We start from the raw sequence: 15347 nt of genomic DNA, 5'->3' as shown, positions 1-15347 counted from the left end.
CAAAAAAAGCGACCTACAGGTCGCTTAATTTGTATCTTCTGATCACTATTTAATATCAGGTTTAGGGGGATAATTAGCCATTACACTACCAACGGCTTTATTGATAGTTTGGACTCTTTCTGATGGAGTATTTTTATCACGAATGGTATCGGCAACAGAACCTCGCCAAATAAGCTTGCTGGTTTTATTATCGATTAAATCAATTATTAATGTACCAACTTCATACTCTCTAACTGTCGTTTGAGTTTGCATATTCCCGCCCCATCCCCAACCTGGGCCATAGTAGGGATGATAGCCAAAGTTAGTATTAAAGGTATCAACATTAATCTTCTTATCGACTTTAGTGAGATAATTTACTAGCACATCCGCTTCTTTTGCATCAACTAAGCTCATTCCCTTAGCAGCTAATTGTGCATTAACAGCATCTCTGACCCGTTGATCCATCAAGCCATCCAAATGATATCCAGACTCATCATTTTTTTGAGCAACCCAAGCATAGGTTTTATATTGAGTAAAACTGACACTAGGATCATAGTCCCAACCAGACTTGAGTGAGCTACAAGCACTCAATGCCAGTACGGCTAAACCAACAATTATGTTTTTCATCTTATTTTCCTCAAATGTTCAAACTGAACAAAGACAAGCATCAGAGATTATAGATTTAGCTTACAGAGCTATTGATTGTTCTACAACTCAATTGGTGGAAAAGCTATAGCTCATTCAGCTTGACTTCAGCAAGCATCTAGATGATAATGATTATCAATTGAGACAAAGGAAGAATGATATGTATTGGTTTATTAGCGCATTTATTGTTGCATCTGCGATATTTTTTATCGCTCCGCAAAAAACGCCTCTTGAAGTTAATAGTACAAAAATCAAACGTCACTTGCCTTTTAGTTTATTGATATTACCGATAATGGTACTCAGTTGGTTAGTCATTAACGCCATCACAAATGGCGCGAATTACGCCACTGTGGCGGCTTTCGGATTTGTATCAACTGCATGTTTGATTGCACTGCCTAAGTTGCACCGCTATATCATGCCCTGTGCTCTACTTACAGCAATAGCATTGATAGTGATGGTGGCTCAGCGCTTCTAAAGGTTCTAACTTTCAAAAATATGCTTACCTCCCTGCAAAGAGTTGGCATTTTCTCCAGACCACTTACAGTCAATCTTTAAGTGGTCTTTTTTTACCTCCCCGAACGCCAACGAATTTGATAAACTACCGCCGCATAACGTCACTGACATCCAATGAAAATTACTTATGAAAGCAGATCCTAACGTATCCTTAGTGTACAGTACCGATAAAGGCCGTATTAGCCCAGAATCAACTGCCAAAGCAATACCAGAATCAGATGGTATAGTTCGGATCCACCGAGATAGTAAGGGGCGTAAAGGCAAAGGCGTATCAATTATCTCAGGATTAGGGTTAGATGAAACGGCACTAAAAACCCTTGCTCAAACCCTTAAAAAACAATGTGGTTGTGGTGGTACAGTTAAGGATTTCACTATCGAGATACAAACTGACAATCGAGAACAACTGAAACTGTTACTCGAAAAACAAAACTACAAGGTGAAATTAGCTGGTGGTTAACAATACTGGCTAAAATAACCAGTAAGCTAATCATTTTAAATGAATAATTTCAATAATTCTGCTTTTAGTTCGACTTGTAGATTAATGCCTATTGGCCTGAACGGAGTTTTTAATGGAGAGTTTACAAAACCATTTTTTAATCGCTATGCCTTCACTAGACGATACCTTTTTTGAGCGTTCAGTCATTTATTTATGTGAGCACGATGACAAGGGAGCGATGGGAATAGTAATCAACAAACCGTTAGGTATTGAAGTTAGCTCACTCTTAGAACAAATGGATTTACCTGCAGAGCAGGTTTTTGCGGATATTGCACAAAACGCTCAAGTATTAATGGGCGGTCCAGTTTCGCAGGATCGCGGATTTGTGCTCCATACCTCCCAACCCTATTGGGCAAATAGTACAGATCTGGGTTCAGGGCTAATGCTGACAACTTCTCGCGATGTATTAACTGCAATTGGAGGCAAGCGATCTCCAGATAAATTTCTCGTAGCACTTGGTTATGCTGGTTGGGGTAAACATCAGCTAGAACAAGAGCTCGCTGAAAATTCCTGGCTTACCATACCAGCCACAAATGCTCTGCTGTTCGATGTAAAACATGAAGACCGTTGGCCACAGGCGAGTCGCTCACTTGGATTCGATGCTTGGCAAGTATCAGCACAAGCAGGCCACGCTTGAACCTAAGTAATTCCCAATAATTAGTCATACTATGAATACTAAAACTGTTTTAGGCTTTGATTTTGGTACAAAAAGTATCGGTGTCGCCATTGGACAAGAAATCACTGCCAGTGCCACACCACTCCTGTCGCTCAAGGCTGTTGATGGCATCCCCAATTGGGATCAAATAGGGGATCTCATTAAAGAGTGGCAGCCAGATCTCGTTGTTGTTGGCTTACCCCTTAATATGGATGGTACTGAGCAGGACATGACCCACAGAGCCCGTAAGTTTGCCAATAGGATCAATGCTAAATTTGGGGTAAAAATCGTGACTCAAGATGAAAGATTAACGACAACAGATGCCAAAGCGAGATTGTTTGAGTTAGGTGGTTTTAAAGCCTTAACGAAAGGTCAAGTCGATGCGGTTTCTGCAGTGCTTATCATAGAAAGCTATTTCGAAAACCAATTTGGTCGCTAGATCTAAAAAAGGATAAGTTGCCTTATCCTTTTTTATTTTCATAGGGCTAAGCTACGTCAGGTTATAAGTAAGGCCTGACAAGATTTGCCATCATAGTAATGTGTGCATCATCATCGTTAAGTGCCGGAATATAACGGAACTTATTCCCTCCTGCCTCGGTAAAAATATGGCCATTTTCACCAACAATTTCTTCTAATGTTTCGAGGCAATCGGCACTAAATGCCGGACAGACAATAGCAACATCACGAACACCCGCATTGGGTAATGCTTGCATCGTGGCATCGGTGTAAGGTTGTAGCCATTTAGCTTTACCAAAGCGAGATTGAAAAGTCATCACAAACTCATCCTGACTTAATCCAAGCTTTTCAGTTACTAAGCGTGTAGTTTTTGCACAAAAACAATAATAAGGATCACCTAAATGCAAGTTCCTTTCTGGCATACCATGGTATGACAATACCAGCTTTTCAGGCTTGCCTTGATTTTCAAAATCAACTCGAATTGACTCAGCTAAAGCCTCAATAAAATCGGGATGGTCATGATAAGTATTAATAAAATGAAGTGATGGAATATAACGCCATTGGGATAACTCTTTTGCTATCGCATCAAAAGCAGAGCCTGTCGTCGGCGCCGCATATTGAGGATACAAAGGCAATACAACAATCTTATCAACCCCTTGCTTGTGCATATTTTGCAATGTGCTGGCAACCGAAGGATTTCCATAACGCATGGCTAAATGCACAGATACATCTATTCCCTCAGATGCTAGCTTATCCGTAAGTTTTGCCGTTTGGCGCAAACTGATATCCATTAAAGGCGAACCCGCTTGGGTCCATACTTTTTCGTATAGAGCCGCCGATTTAGCCGGACGAACTCGCAAAATAATCCCATGTAAAATTAACATCCAAATTAATTTAGGAATTTCTACTACACGAGGATCGGATAAAAACTCAGCTAAATAACGTCTTACTGCCGATGCTGTTGGAGCATCTGGTGTACCCAGATTAAGTAACAGTACACCAACCCTGCCGCGCTTTGCATGCCCAATGTCTTTTGATAATCCTGAAAATTTAGCCAAAACAGCCTCTTAAATAATTTAACGTATTAAAATTAAAGAACCGATTCAATAGCCTGTTTAAGTTCGGCACTATCGGGTTTCACTTTTGAATTGAACTGCTGTACAACTGTACCGTCACCACTGACAACATACTTATAGAAATTCCACTTTGGCGCACCCGTTTTTTCGGCCAAGTATTTAAATACACTGTTTGCATCATTTCCTCGGACCGGCGATGTGGCCAACATAGTAAAAGTCACACCATAATTGATGTAACATACCTTCGCCGTGTCTTTCTCATCATTTTCTTCTTGAAAAAAATCATCCGATGGGAAACCTATCACAACTAATCCTTTGTCTTTATATTCCTTATTAATAGCTTCTAGGGATTTAAACTGTGAGGTATAGCCACAGTTACTGGCAGTATTGACGATCAATACGGGTTTACCTTGAGTCAACTCACACAGATTAATTTTATCCTCTGAATGTAATTTACGTACTTCCAGATCGAGATAATTTGGGCAAGTGGCGGCCATGGCTCCCACACTAATGATGCTTGCTGTCGCTGCTAATATTAGAGTGAATTTATTCATTGTTTTCTCCTTTATCTGGCATTACGTAAATGCTCGAGATAAAGATCATATTGAATTAAAAATAAAAGCTAGGGTTAGGCTCATAGTAAGCACTGACTAATAATCGACTTATCTGAACCGTCGATTAAATCTACAGCCTTAATCCATATCGAGTGTTACGCCCTCCATAAAACTTGAACCAGTAGGCTCTTTATTTTGTAATTTGATCATCAAACGTAAATCGTTTGGTGAGTCAGCATGGTGTAAGGCATCGGCATAACTAATTTCACCATCAACATATAATTTCAGTAACGCTTGGTCGAATGTCTGCATCCCCTGTTCATTCGATTTTGCCATGGTTTCCTTGAGTAAATGCAGTTCATTTTTGGCAATTAAACTCGCTACCCTTGGAGTATTAATTAACACTTCAATCGCGGCGCGGCGCCCCGTTCCATCGACTTTTGGGATCAATTGCTGCGCCACAATACCACGTAAATTTAAGGATAAATCAAATAGTAACTGCTGGTGTTTACTCTCTGGCACTAAGTGCATAATCCGATCGAGTGCTTGGTTCGCATTATTGGCATGTAGGGTTGCCATACAAAGATGACCTGTTTCTGCAAACGACAATGCAAATTCCATCGTCTCTTGGGTACGAATTTCACCGATTAAGATCACATCGGGCGCCTGACGAAGGGAGCTTTTTAATGCCGCATCGAATGACTCGGTATCTATGCCTACTTCACGTTGGGTGATAATGCTTTTTCTATGATCGTGAACAAATTCAACAGGATCTTCAATCGTCAATATATGGCCACGGGCATGGGCATTACGGTATCCAACCAATGCTGCTAATGAGGTTGACTTACCCGTACCTGTGCCGCCGACCATAATGATAAGCCCACGCTTGCTCATCACCAGATCTTTTAAAATAGGAGGTAATTTTAAGTCATCGACTTCGGGAATTTTGGTCTCAATCCGGCGCATAACACATCCTGGAGATTCCCTTTGCCAAAAAGCGCTGACCCGGAAACGACCGAGATCCTTTGCCGCAAAAGCAAAGTTACATTCACGGGTTGAGTGAAATTCCTGTTTCTGCGCTTCAGTCATGAGTGACTCAACAAAATCTAAAGACTGTGCAGGCGTAAATGCACTCTCGGCGAGGGGACGTAATTCGCCATCAATTTTTGCACTGGGAGGAAAGCCCGCGGTAATAAACAAATCAGAGGCTTTACGCTCAACGATGACTTTTAAAAACGGACGTACATCCATTATAAATCCTTAAAATGTGGCTTGTTTATTTGAGCTTTTCGACATGGCGTCTTCGCGGGTGATCAGGCCACGATTAACTAAATTTTGCAGGCATTGCTCCAGAGTCTGCATTCCATGAGCCATGCCAGTTTGAATGGCAGAGTACATTTGTGCGACTTTGTCCTCACGGATCAAGTTACGAATTGCAGGTGTTCCCATCATAATTTCGTGTGCAGCGACACGGCCGCCGCCAATTTTTTTGATAAGCGTCTGTGAAATAACCGCTTGTAATGATTCAGATAACATAGTGCGTACCATGTCTTTCTCCCCAGCAGGAAATACATCCACCACACGGTCAATCGTCTTCGCTGCTGAAGTTGTGTGTAAAGTACCGAAGACTAAATGGCCAGTTTCTGCGGCGGTCATCGCCAGACGTATGGTTTCAAGATCTCGCATCTCCCCCACTAAAATTACGTCAGGGTCCTCACGCAAAGCACTCCTCAGGGCAGCGTTAAAACTGTGAGTATGCCGATGAACTTCCCTCTGGTTAATCAAACATTGTTTATTAGGATGGACAAATTCAATTGGGTCTTCAATGGTTAAGATATGATCATGGCGGTTTTCATTGATGTAATCCACCATTGCTGCAAGTGTGGTACTCTTACCCGAGCCAGTCGGTCCAGTGACTAACACTAAACCACGCGGATAACTGGCAATTTTTTTGAATATCTCCGGTGCGCCAAGTTGTTCAAGTGACAATATATCACTGGGAATGGTACGAAATACTGCGGCGGCACCACGGGATTGGTTAAATGCGTTTACACGAAAACGGGCTAAGTTGGGCACTTCAAACGAAAAATCAATTTCTAAATGCTCTTCAAAGTCCTTGCGCTGTTTATCATTCATAATATCGTACACTAAGCTGTGTACGCCCCGATGATCGAGCGCTGGTAGGTTAATTTTTCTCACTTCACCGTCAACACGGATCATGGGAGATATCCCTGCAGAGAGGTGTAGATCCGAGGCTTTGTGTTTTACACTAAAAGCTAATAACTCAGTGATTTCCATCGTTTGGGATATCCTTGCAACTAGATAATTACATCATGACAACAATAGCAGACAGACTCGCAATCGCCCAGTGTAGGATCGCCCAAGCGGCGCAAAAATGTGCTCGCCAAGCTCACAATATTCGTCTTCTTGCAGTGAGTAAGACAAAACCCATTGAAGATATAATCGCAGCTTACCATGCAGGGCAACGCTGCTTTGGTGAAAACTATGTTCAAGAGGGCGCCGCAAAAATCACTGAACTAAGCAAAAACTATCCGGACATTGAATGGCATTTTATCGGCCCACTTCAATCAAATAAAACCAATATTGTTGCTCAACATTTTGACTGGATGCATACGGTATCACGGGACAAAATTGCCCTTCGTCTGAACGAGCAACGTCCGACATCCATGGCACCTCTTAATGTTTGTATTCAAATCAATATCAGTGATGAAGATACAAAATCAGGTATCGATGCTAACCAAATGATGCCGTTAGCAGAATTAATCTCGCAGTTGCCTAATTTAAAACTGAGGGGACTGATGGCTATTCCAACAGCTACAGATAATTCAACGTTGCAACGCCAAGAGTTCACTAAACTAAAGCAATTATTCGATGAGTTGAAACAGCATTATGCTGATGTTGATACCCTATCTATGGGGATGAGTAATGACCTTGATACCGCGATTGCATGTGGCTCGACTATGGTACGCATTGGCAGTGCGATTTTTGGTGAGCGTCACTACGCTGAGTAAGATTTAGCTTCATAAACTCAGCTTTGGTCTTGTTTTTACAAGCTAATACCCAAATACTATCTCAATAATTGCATAACGAGAGTCAAGTTTAGGCTCTATCACTTTAATCCCAAAATCGTTAAAGCTTAAAACAAGCAGGATAAATTACGGCTAAACGGTTAATTCACTGACGGGGATCACATGGAACAACAGAAAATCTGCTTTATCGGGGCAGGCAATATGACCCGCAGCATCATTAGCGGGTTAATTCATAGCGGTTATCCCGCTAAACTCATCCAAGCGACTAATCCTAGTCAAGGTAAACTGGATGCACTGCAAACCGATTTTGGCGTGTTAGTTTCTCAAGACAACTTATCCTCAGCCCAAAACGCTGATGTGATAGTGCTATCAGTGAAACCTCAACTAATGCAGCAAGTATGCGAAGCATTACAAGCTATCGACATGTCGAAAAAGTTAGTCATCACTATCGCTGCAGGAGTTAAAGCACAGCGTTATAGCGACTATTTAGCACAAGACATTACACTTATCCGTGCAATGCCAAATACACCGATGCAAATTGGTGTTGGTATGACAGGGCTTTATGCGCCTCAAGCCATTTCTACTGATCAAAAAGCCATTTGCGATCGTTTAATGTCAAGCGGGGGCGAAATCGTTTGGGTAAATGAAGAGGCTGAATTAGATCAAGTGATCGCTCTATCAGGTAGCTCACCGGCTTATTTTTTCCTGCTGATGGAATCAATGATAGATGCAGGTAAACAAATGGGCATGGATGAGTACAAAGCCAGAATGTTAGTACAGCAAGCCGCGCTCGGCGCTGCTATGATGGCAAAACAAAATCCCGAACTTGGTCTTGGACAACTAAGGGAAAATGTAACATCTAAGGGTGGCACAACTGCACAAGCAATTGCGACATTTGAAGCTGCAAATATGCGCGGCTTAGTAAAAAAAGCCATGGAAAACTGTATTAATCGTGCAGAAGAAATGGCAAAAACATTTTAATATTCATTCACGCGTTTTTATCGAACTCACATAGGCAGAAATCTCAATGAATGCATTGACCTTTTTAATTAGCACGCTATTTGATCTGTATTTAATGGTGGTGATATTACGGATCTGGCTACAACTGGCTAGAGCCGATTTTTATAACCCTTTCAGCCAGTTTATTGTTAAGGCTACTCATCCACTTATCGCCCCAATGCGCCGAATACTTCCCTCAATGGGACGCTTCGATACAGCTTCTTTTGTGCTCGCCCTCATTGTAGTCATGGTAAAAGTTTTGCTGATTAGTCTTATTGCCGGCGGAGGCATAGACGTTGTCTTATTCCTTATTTTTGCCTTAGTCTCTGTGGTCAAAAAAGCGGGTGTACTCCTATTTTGGATGCTTATTATTCGAGCTATCTTAAGCTGGTTTAACCAAGGTTATAACCCGATTGTGATGGTGATGGATCAGTTAACAGAACCCTTACTTGCCCCAGTGCGCCGCATTATTCCGCCGATAGGTGGTTTAGATTTATCTGTCATGTTGGTGATTATTGGCATGAACTTTATCAACATGTTACTTGCTCAATATATCCCCTATTGGGCTGTCATTTAATGAGTGCAGTCGTCCAGCAGCAAGGTGACTTGCTGCTTAATTTATATATTCAGCCAAAAGCAAGCCGAGATCAGATAGTTGGACTCCATGGTGATGAGCTCAAAGTTGCGATAACAGCCCCTCCGATAGATGGCAAAGCCAATGCTCATTTGAGTAAATATTTAGCCAAGGCATTTAAAGTGCCAAAGAGTGATGTGTATATCATTAAAGGTGAGCTTGGGCGTCATAAACAAATCCGAATCGTGACTCCAAAACTGATCCCACCTGAAGTGAGTGAGCTTTTAGAATAAGTCCTATACATTCATCCAAATAAACACGAGGTCTTACGATCTCTATTTAAGTACACCTAACATGAAGGAATGCAGTTATGTTTCGTCAACTCCTCGCAATGCTAGCCTTAACAGCAAGTCTTTGCGGTATCGCTAACGCCGAGCAAAAAGAAACTGTTGGTAATTTCGATATTCATTACATGGCATTAGGTAGCACTTTTATCACGCCTAGTATAGCTAAGGCCTATGGTATTGAACGCAGCAGTTACACAGGAATTGTCAATATTGCGGTATTGGACGTCAGTGAAACAGGTTCGCCCGCAGTTCCTGTTGAAATTACCGGCGTTGCCAAAAATCTACTCGATACCAGAATTGATTTAAAATTTAAAGAAATCCGCGAAGGCAATGCTATTTACTATATCGCCCAAGTGCCTTATCGCGATAATCAAGAAATACACTTTAATATCGCCATAAAATACGGTAACGAGCTCAATACTAACTTGCAGTTTAAGCAAAAGTTTTACGTCGATTAATTCAAATCAATCTAGGGCGATAAAGCATCGCCCTATCCTTTCACTGTCCTTTCATTATCGGCTTGGGTATCATTGCCTTCGCAACAATAGCCCCTCGATATAGGTATCCCATGCAACAGATCGTTCTTGCCAGTGGCAACAAAGGTAAACTTGCCGAATTTGAACAAATGCTTGCCGTTTATGGCGTAGAAGTACTACCGCAGAATCAATTTAATGTTACGGAAGTGGCTGAAACTGGTACCACTTTTGTAGAAAATGCCATTATTAAAGCAAGACATGCAGCACAAATTACGGGGCTTGCCGCCATTGCAGACGATTCAGGATTAGAAGTCGATTTACTTCAAGGCGCTCCTGGCATTTATTCAGCACGTTACGCGGGCGAAAATGCCAAAGATCAAGACAACGTATTGAAACTACTTGAGACGTTAAAAGACCAGCCAGCACCTCGCAGGGCAAGATTCCAATGCGTACTGGTGTATATGCGCCATGCCAAAGATCCCACTCCAATCATTTGCCAAGCATCCTGGGAAGGCCAAATAGGCTTCGAACAAAAAGGTGAGAATGGCCATGGTTATGATCCCATTTTTATCCCTGAACAACATACTTGCAGCGCCGCTGAAATGAGCAATGATGAGAAAAATGCCTTAAGTCACCGCGGTAAAGCCCTCACTCAACTTCTAGCAGCAATGAAAGCACAGGGCATTTTGACTAACGGAAATACGCAATAATGTCACCGAGCACTATGCGATCCCCAACGCTTGTATTACCGCCATTAAGTTTGTATATCCATATCCCATGGTGCGTACAAAAATGCCCCTATTGTGACTTTAACTCCCACGGGCAAAATGGCGAGTTGCCACAAGAGGCCTATGTCGATGCCCTGCTTGAAGATTTACGTCAAGATCTGCACTTAGTCCAAGGCAGACAAGTTCATACTATTTTTATCGGTGGCGGCACACCATCATTATTTGATGCTAAACAAATCAAGCGGATACTCGAGGGTGCCAATGCACTAATTCCCTTTAGTGACAATATCGAAATCACCATGGAAGCCAACCCTGGCACCTTAGAGCACGATGACTTTAGTGCCTACCGCGCTGCTGGCATTACCCGTTTATCTATCGGTGTGCAGAGTTTCGCCAAGGATAAGCTCAACTTACTCGGACGTATTCACGATCAAAACGAAGCTAAAATCGCGGCCCAAAAAGCTAGCCAAGCAAAATACTTAAGTTTTAACCTCGATTTAATGCATGGATTACCCAACCAAAGTTTTGATGAAGCCATGGCCGATATCGACACCGCCGCGGCGCTGAACCCGCCACACCTGTCTTGGTATCAGTTAACAATTGAACCCAATACCCTATTTCATTCAAAACCGCCGCAACTCCCCGATGACGAAGCGCTCTGGCATATCTATGAACAAGGGCAACAAAGGCTGGCAGCCTTAGGGTATGAGCAATATGAAATATCGGCCTATGCCAAACCAGGTTATCAATGCCGACACAATCTCAACTACTGGCAATTTGGTGATTATTTAGGCATAGGCTGTGGCGCCCATGGCAAAGTGACATTACCAGAACAAAATCGCATTATCCGCACGGTAAAAATTAAACACCCTAAAGGCTATTTGAGTTCAAACCAATACACTGTCGAACTGACTGAAGTTGCCGAGGAGGATAGAGCGCTCGAATATTTAATGAATCGTCTGCGTTTAATGACGCCTATTCCTAAGCAAGAATTTGAACAGCGGACAGGTTTACATCGAGAAACATTGAGCGAAGGAATGGAAAAAGCCAAACAGCGTGGTTTACTCACCGAATCGGCGGAATATTGGCAATTAACCCATAAAGGTCATATGTTTGTAAACGATTTGCTGACACAATTCTGCTAGCAGAAAAAGTTAAAATTATTTAATTTCAAACGCTTAACTGTTAATTATCTAAGTTAATGCTTTTACGACTAACACATTTTCTAACATTAATATCCACACATTTTTGCTTGGCTTCTTTAGAATTAGATAATCTAACCCTAGGGAAGCCAAATCATGCCAATAACAACGACAACAAATACGGAAAGATCCCAAAAGCTAAACCTTAAAATCAGTTTAGTCACCCTAGCACTATCGGCTGCAATGGCTTTATCGGTACAAGCTGCGCCGGCAGCAATGGTACATCTAAATGCCAGTGAACCGACACAATCCACAACTCAAACAGAATCCGAAAAAGCCAATGCTCTCTTTGAAGCTATTTTTATGGAGAACATTATGGCGAGTCCCATTGCTCAGACTTATATGGGGATCAAACAGGATTATGATAAATGGGATGACATAGGCGATGAGGCCGATGCGATAAAATTGCTCCGCACGAAAAAACAGCTTGCGGAAGTTAATCAACTTGATGCAACTAAGTTAGATCCACAAACACTGCTAAGTCTTAAGCTACTTAAGCAAAACCTACAAAATGATATAGATGACTATCAATGGCGTTACCATAATTACCCAGTGAATCAAATGCGTGGTGGTCATTCAATGATTGCATCATTTTTAATTAACCAGCACCAAATTAATAATATCAGTGATGCCCAAGCCTATATTAGTCGTTTAAATGGTGTTCCTAAGCGCCTAAATCAATTAAAAAAAGCGCTGGAGATTAGAGCAGAAAAGAACATTATTGCACCTAAGTTTGTCTTTAGTTATGTCATATCCGACAGTCAAAACATCATCAAAGGCGCACCTTTTGACAAAGGTGACGACAGTGCCCTTCTCGCTGATTTTAGTAAAAAGGTCAATGCCTTAGATATTCAGGAAAAAGAGAAAAAGACGCTCATCACAGGAGCAGAGAAAGCCCTTGTGGATAAGGTAAAACCTGCCTATAACCAACTGATACATTATATAGAAACTTTAGCTGCCCAAGCTGATACTCGAGATGGCGTTTGGAAGCTGCCAAACGGAGCCGCATTTTATAACAATGCATTAGCTCGTACTACGACAACACATATGACCGCAGATCAAATCCATGAACTCGGTATTGCAGAAGTAACGCGTATCCATAATGAAATGCGCACTATTATGCAAAAAGTACATTATAAGGGCTCTCTACAGGAGTTTTTTGGATTTATGCGCGATGCTCCTCAGTTCTACTACCCAAATACCGCCGAAGGCAAAGCTGCTTACTTAACGGAGGCAACTAAGCTCATCGATAATATTCAGTCGCGTTTAGATGAAGTGTTCAAAGTAAAACCGAAGGCGGCGATGATAGTCAAGCAAGTGGAGGCGTTCAGAGAAAAATCCGCTGGCAAAGCCTTTTATGAACAACCAGCCCCCGATGGTTCTCGACCCGGCAGTTATTACGCGAATCTGTATGATATGAAAGCCATGCCCAAATACCAAATGGAGGCACTCGCTTACCATGAGGGTATTCCAGGTCATCATATGCAAATTGCTATCGCTCAAGAGCTTAAAGACATCCCTAAGTTCCGTAAATTTGGAGGCTATACCGCCTATATTGAAGGTTGGGGTTTATACAGCGAGTCCTTCCCAAAAGAAATGGGACTCTATGCCGATCCTTATTCTGATTTTGGCCGCTTAGCAATGGAATTATGGCGAGCCTGTCGTTTGGTCGTCGATACAGGTATCCATGCCAAGCAATGGACCCGCGAACAAGGCATAGCCTATTACGTGGATAATACGCCCAATGCTAAATCCGATGCAGTGAAAATGGTCGAGCGCCACATCGTTATGCCATCGCAAGCCACGGCATATAAGGTTGGTATGATTAAGTTATTGGAACTTAAACATAAAGCAGAAAAACAACTAGGTGATAAGTTTGATATTCGAGATTTCCACACTTTAGTCTTAGCAAACGGTGCGCTACCTTTAGATGTGCTAGAAGAGCAAGTCGATCAATGGATTGCCAGCGTCAACAAAGCCTAATATTAGTGTCTAAGGGAGGCGGTTTTCGTCTTTCCTTTTAAAGTCATTACACTCTCCAAAATGAGTTTGAAAAGTGTCAACGCTATTTAGGACGGTTCACAACCAATAAAAAAGCCACGATTTCGTGGCTTTTTTATTGGATTTATTACCCATTCGGTAATAAAACCCTATCTCACTGTGGATCACTTTATTTGATGTATTAACGTCGAGAACTTAATACTCGGTGTGACTTTAGGGTACAGAGAGACAAAACTCGTTTCCCCCATTACTTAACCATCATAAAAAAAATTACCTCAGCCGAGTAAGCCGAGGTAAACCAAAAACTAGGATGATGGTTTTAAAAGCCAACATTGTTTTAGTTCGCAAACCACTGTTGGCGGTGATCTAGAATTGCATTTCTGCCAACCTGTATACCAAAATCGAAAGGGGTCATTTCCAATAAAAGTATAGGACTCAGGTAATCCCAGATCATCTGCCACCATTGTATTCAGATAAGAACAGAGTTCAAGTTACTTTCAGCTTTTCACTTTAGCAACCGCTAAAAAACCGAACTTAAATACATGGACACCTAAAGCTCAACTCACTGATAAAAAACAAAAAGATAGAATGTCAATCTTATGCAAAACTAATTAGGGCAATTTCAAGAACAATGTTTCCATTTTTACTGACGTTTACTGAACAGTTCTGCATAGGGAATATCCCAATAGGGTGGATTTCCTATATGGTCTTTAATAAATTCAATAAAGGCACTCACTTTAGGCGCAAGATGTTTACGACGAGGATAAACTGCTTGTAGTGGTAAATGGTGAGTTAATTGCCAATCTTTTAGTAAAGGAACTAACGTCCCCTTAGTAATCTCATCTTCCATCAAATAACTTGCTAAATACACAACACCCAAGCCACTAATAGCAGCAGATTTTAATGCTGGAGCGTTATCGACTCTAAAATTACCCGAGACGCCAATTTCACAGTAATCATCTCCTTTCTTAAATTGCCACATACTGTGTTCATGCCACTCACCTTGGTAAACTAAACAATTATGGTCAACTAATTGTTCTGGACGAGTAGGCTCACCGTGCTTAGCAACATAATCAGGGGAGGCAACCAAGAGGAACTGACATTTCATTAATGGTCTGGCAACCATGCCTAATGGTAACTGCTCAGACATAGTCAGTAATAAATCTAATCCTTCGCTAACCACATCCACTTTATGATCAAGTAAACTGACTTGTAGTTCTAGCTCAGGATGTTTTGCCATAAATGACGGTAGGGCTGGAATAATATGCATTGCACCAAAAGATTGTGAAATTCCAACCTTAAGTACTCCGCGGGTAGCATCATTTAAATTGTGCACACTAGCAATCGCTTGCTCTGCATCACGAAGCAATTCTTCACCTTGCAGATACAATAAATGCCCAGCTTCAGTCAGGCTTAAGCTTCGAGTAGTACGTTGTATTAACTGAACACCAAGTCTATGTTCAAGATCGGCGACCTGCGTACTGACCTTAGATTTAGAGATCCCAAGCCTTCTTGCGGCGGCACTAAAACTACCAGCTCTAGCCACATGAGTAAAAATCGCAATAGGTTCTAACAGTTCTAGCATGGAAAGTAGCC

General features: G+C 41.7%; 18 protein-coding genes. 12 read left to right on the top strand and 6 right to left on the bottom strand.

The features are described from left to right. Positions 1 to 45 precede the first annotated feature (45 nt). Positions 46 to 606, bottom strand: coding sequence for a DUF4136 domain-containing protein (locus tag SPUTW3181_RS06925; protein ID WP_011788682.1), 561 nt, complete (start codon positions 604 to 606; stop codon positions 46 to 48). A 178-nt stretch (positions 607 to 784) separates the two neighbouring features. Between SPUTW3181_RS06925 and SPUTW3181_RS06920 the strand changes: the two genes are divergently transcribed. From SPUTW3181_RS06920 to ruvX, 4 genes are all read left to right on the top strand, one after another. Next, the gene (locus SPUTW3181_RS06920; protein WP_011788681.1) at positions 785 to 1099 is read left to right on the top strand and encodes a hypothetical protein; all 315 of its coding nucleotides are present in this window, start codon (positions 785 to 787) and stop codon (positions 1097 to 1099) included. A gap of 165 nt (positions 1100 to 1264) precedes the next feature. Beyond that, positions 1265 to 1594: a stress response translation initiation inhibitor YciH gene (yciH, locus tag SPUTW3181_RS06915; protein ID WP_011788680.1), complete on the top strand. Its 330-nt coding sequence runs from the start codon at positions 1265 to 1267 to the stop codon at positions 1592 to 1594. A 112-nt stretch (positions 1595 to 1706) separates the two neighbouring features. Then, the gene (locus tag SPUTW3181_RS06910) at positions 1707 to 2270 is read left to right on the top strand and encodes a YqgE/AlgH family protein (RefSeq protein ID WP_011788679.1); all 564 of its coding nucleotides are present in this window, start codon (positions 1707 to 1709) and stop codon (positions 2268 to 2270) included. A gap of 31 nt (positions 2271 to 2301) precedes the next feature. After that, positions 2302 to 2727 carry a Holliday junction resolvase RuvX gene (gene ruvX, locus SPUTW3181_RS06905; protein WP_011788678.1) on the top strand — a complete coding sequence of 142 codons (426 nt, stop codon included), beginning with the start codon at positions 2302 to 2304 and terminating at the stop codon, positions 2725 to 2727. Between the two features lie 61 nt (positions 2728 to 2788). On the opposite strand, the gene hemH is transcribed toward ruvX, so the two are convergent. The 4 genes from hemH to SPUTW3181_RS06885 form a co-directional block, all read right to left on the bottom strand. Beyond that, complete coding sequence (gene hemH / locus SPUTW3181_RS06900; protein WP_011788677.1) at positions 2789 to 3802, bottom strand: ferrochelatase; 1014 nt, start codon at positions 3800 to 3802, stop codon at positions 2789 to 2791. A 32-nt stretch (positions 3803 to 3834) separates the two neighbouring features. Beyond that, positions 3835 to 4374: a glutathione peroxidase gene (locus tag SPUTW3181_RS06895; protein ID WP_011788676.1), complete on the bottom strand. Its 540-nt coding sequence runs from the start codon at positions 4372 to 4374 to the stop codon at positions 3835 to 3837. A gap of 138 nt (positions 4375 to 4512) precedes the next feature. Further along, the gene (locus SPUTW3181_RS06890) at positions 4513 to 5625 is read right to left on the bottom strand and encodes a PilT/PilU family type 4a pilus ATPase (protein ID WP_011788675.1); all 1113 of its coding nucleotides are present in this window, start codon (positions 5623 to 5625) and stop codon (positions 4513 to 4515) included. Between the two features lie 9 nt (positions 5626 to 5634). Next, positions 5635 to 6672 (bottom strand): type IV pilus twitching motility protein PilT, encoded by a 1038-nt coding sequence (locus tag SPUTW3181_RS06885; RefSeq protein WP_011788674.1) that lies wholly within the window; start codon positions 6670 to 6672, stop codon positions 5635 to 5637. A 35-nt stretch (positions 6673 to 6707) separates the two neighbouring features. Between SPUTW3181_RS06885 and SPUTW3181_RS06880 the strand changes: the two genes are divergently transcribed. From SPUTW3181_RS06880 to SPUTW3181_RS06845, 8 genes are all read left to right on the top strand, one after another. Continuing rightward, positions 6708 to 7406 (top strand): YggS family pyridoxal phosphate-dependent enzyme, encoded by a 699-nt coding sequence (locus tag SPUTW3181_RS06880; protein WP_011788673.1) that lies wholly within the window; start codon positions 6708 to 6710, stop codon positions 7404 to 7406. A 180-nt stretch (positions 7407 to 7586) separates the two neighbouring features. Further along, on the top strand, positions 7587 to 8405 hold the full coding sequence (gene proC / locus SPUTW3181_RS06875; protein WP_011788672.1) for a pyrroline-5-carboxylate reductase: 819 nt from the start codon (positions 7587 to 7589) through the stop codon (positions 8403 to 8405). A gap of 46 nt (positions 8406 to 8451) precedes the next feature. After that, complete coding sequence (locus tag SPUTW3181_RS06870) at positions 8452 to 9000, top strand: YggT family protein (protein WP_011788671.1); 549 nt, start codon at positions 8452 to 8454, stop codon at positions 8998 to 9000. Further along, the gene (gene yggU, locus SPUTW3181_RS06865; RefSeq protein ID WP_011788670.1) at positions 9000 to 9290 is read left to right on the top strand and encodes a DUF167 family protein YggU; all 291 of its coding nucleotides are present in this window, start codon (positions 9000 to 9002) and stop codon (positions 9288 to 9290) included. Before SPUTW3181_RS06870 ends, yggU begins: the two co-directional genes overlap by 1 nt. A gap of 77 nt (positions 9291 to 9367) precedes the next feature. Beyond that, positions 9368 to 9802 (top strand): DUF4426 domain-containing protein, encoded by a 435-nt coding sequence (locus SPUTW3181_RS06860; RefSeq protein WP_011788669.1) that lies wholly within the window; start codon positions 9368 to 9370, stop codon positions 9800 to 9802. A gap of 110 nt (positions 9803 to 9912) precedes the next feature. Continuing rightward, complete coding sequence (gene rdgB, locus SPUTW3181_RS06855; protein ID WP_011788668.1) at positions 9913 to 10530, top strand: RdgB/HAM1 family non-canonical purine NTP pyrophosphatase; 618 nt, start codon at positions 9913 to 9915, stop codon at positions 10528 to 10530. Beyond that, positions 10530 to 11693, top strand: a complete 1164-nt coding sequence (gene hemW, locus SPUTW3181_RS06850; protein ID WP_011788667.1) for a radical SAM family heme chaperone HemW — start codon at positions 10530 to 10532, stop codon at positions 11691 to 11693. The genes rdgB and hemW overlap by 1 nt, the downstream gene beginning before the upstream one ends. A gap of 153 nt (positions 11694 to 11846) precedes the next feature. After that, positions 11847 to 13733, top strand: coding sequence for a DUF885 domain-containing protein (locus SPUTW3181_RS06845; RefSeq protein WP_011788666.1), 1887 nt, complete (start codon positions 11847 to 11849; stop codon positions 13731 to 13733). Between the two features lie 661 nt (positions 13734 to 14394). Here the strand turns inward: SPUTW3181_RS06845 and SPUTW3181_RS06840 are convergent. After that, positions 14395 to 15336: a LysR family transcriptional regulator gene (locus SPUTW3181_RS06840; protein ID WP_014611022.1), complete on the bottom strand. Its 942-nt coding sequence runs from the start codon at positions 15334 to 15336 to the stop codon at positions 14395 to 14397. Between the last annotated feature and the right edge of the window lie 11 nt (positions 15337 to 15347).

The organism is Shewanella sp. W3-18-1 (assembly GCF_000015185.1).
Classification (GTDB): Bacteria; Pseudomonadota; Gammaproteobacteria; order Enterobacterales; family Shewanellaceae; genus Shewanella; species Shewanella putrefaciens.
The sequence above is the reverse complement of the archived record's forward strand: the minus strand, read 5'-3'. Positions and strand labels throughout refer to the sequence as shown.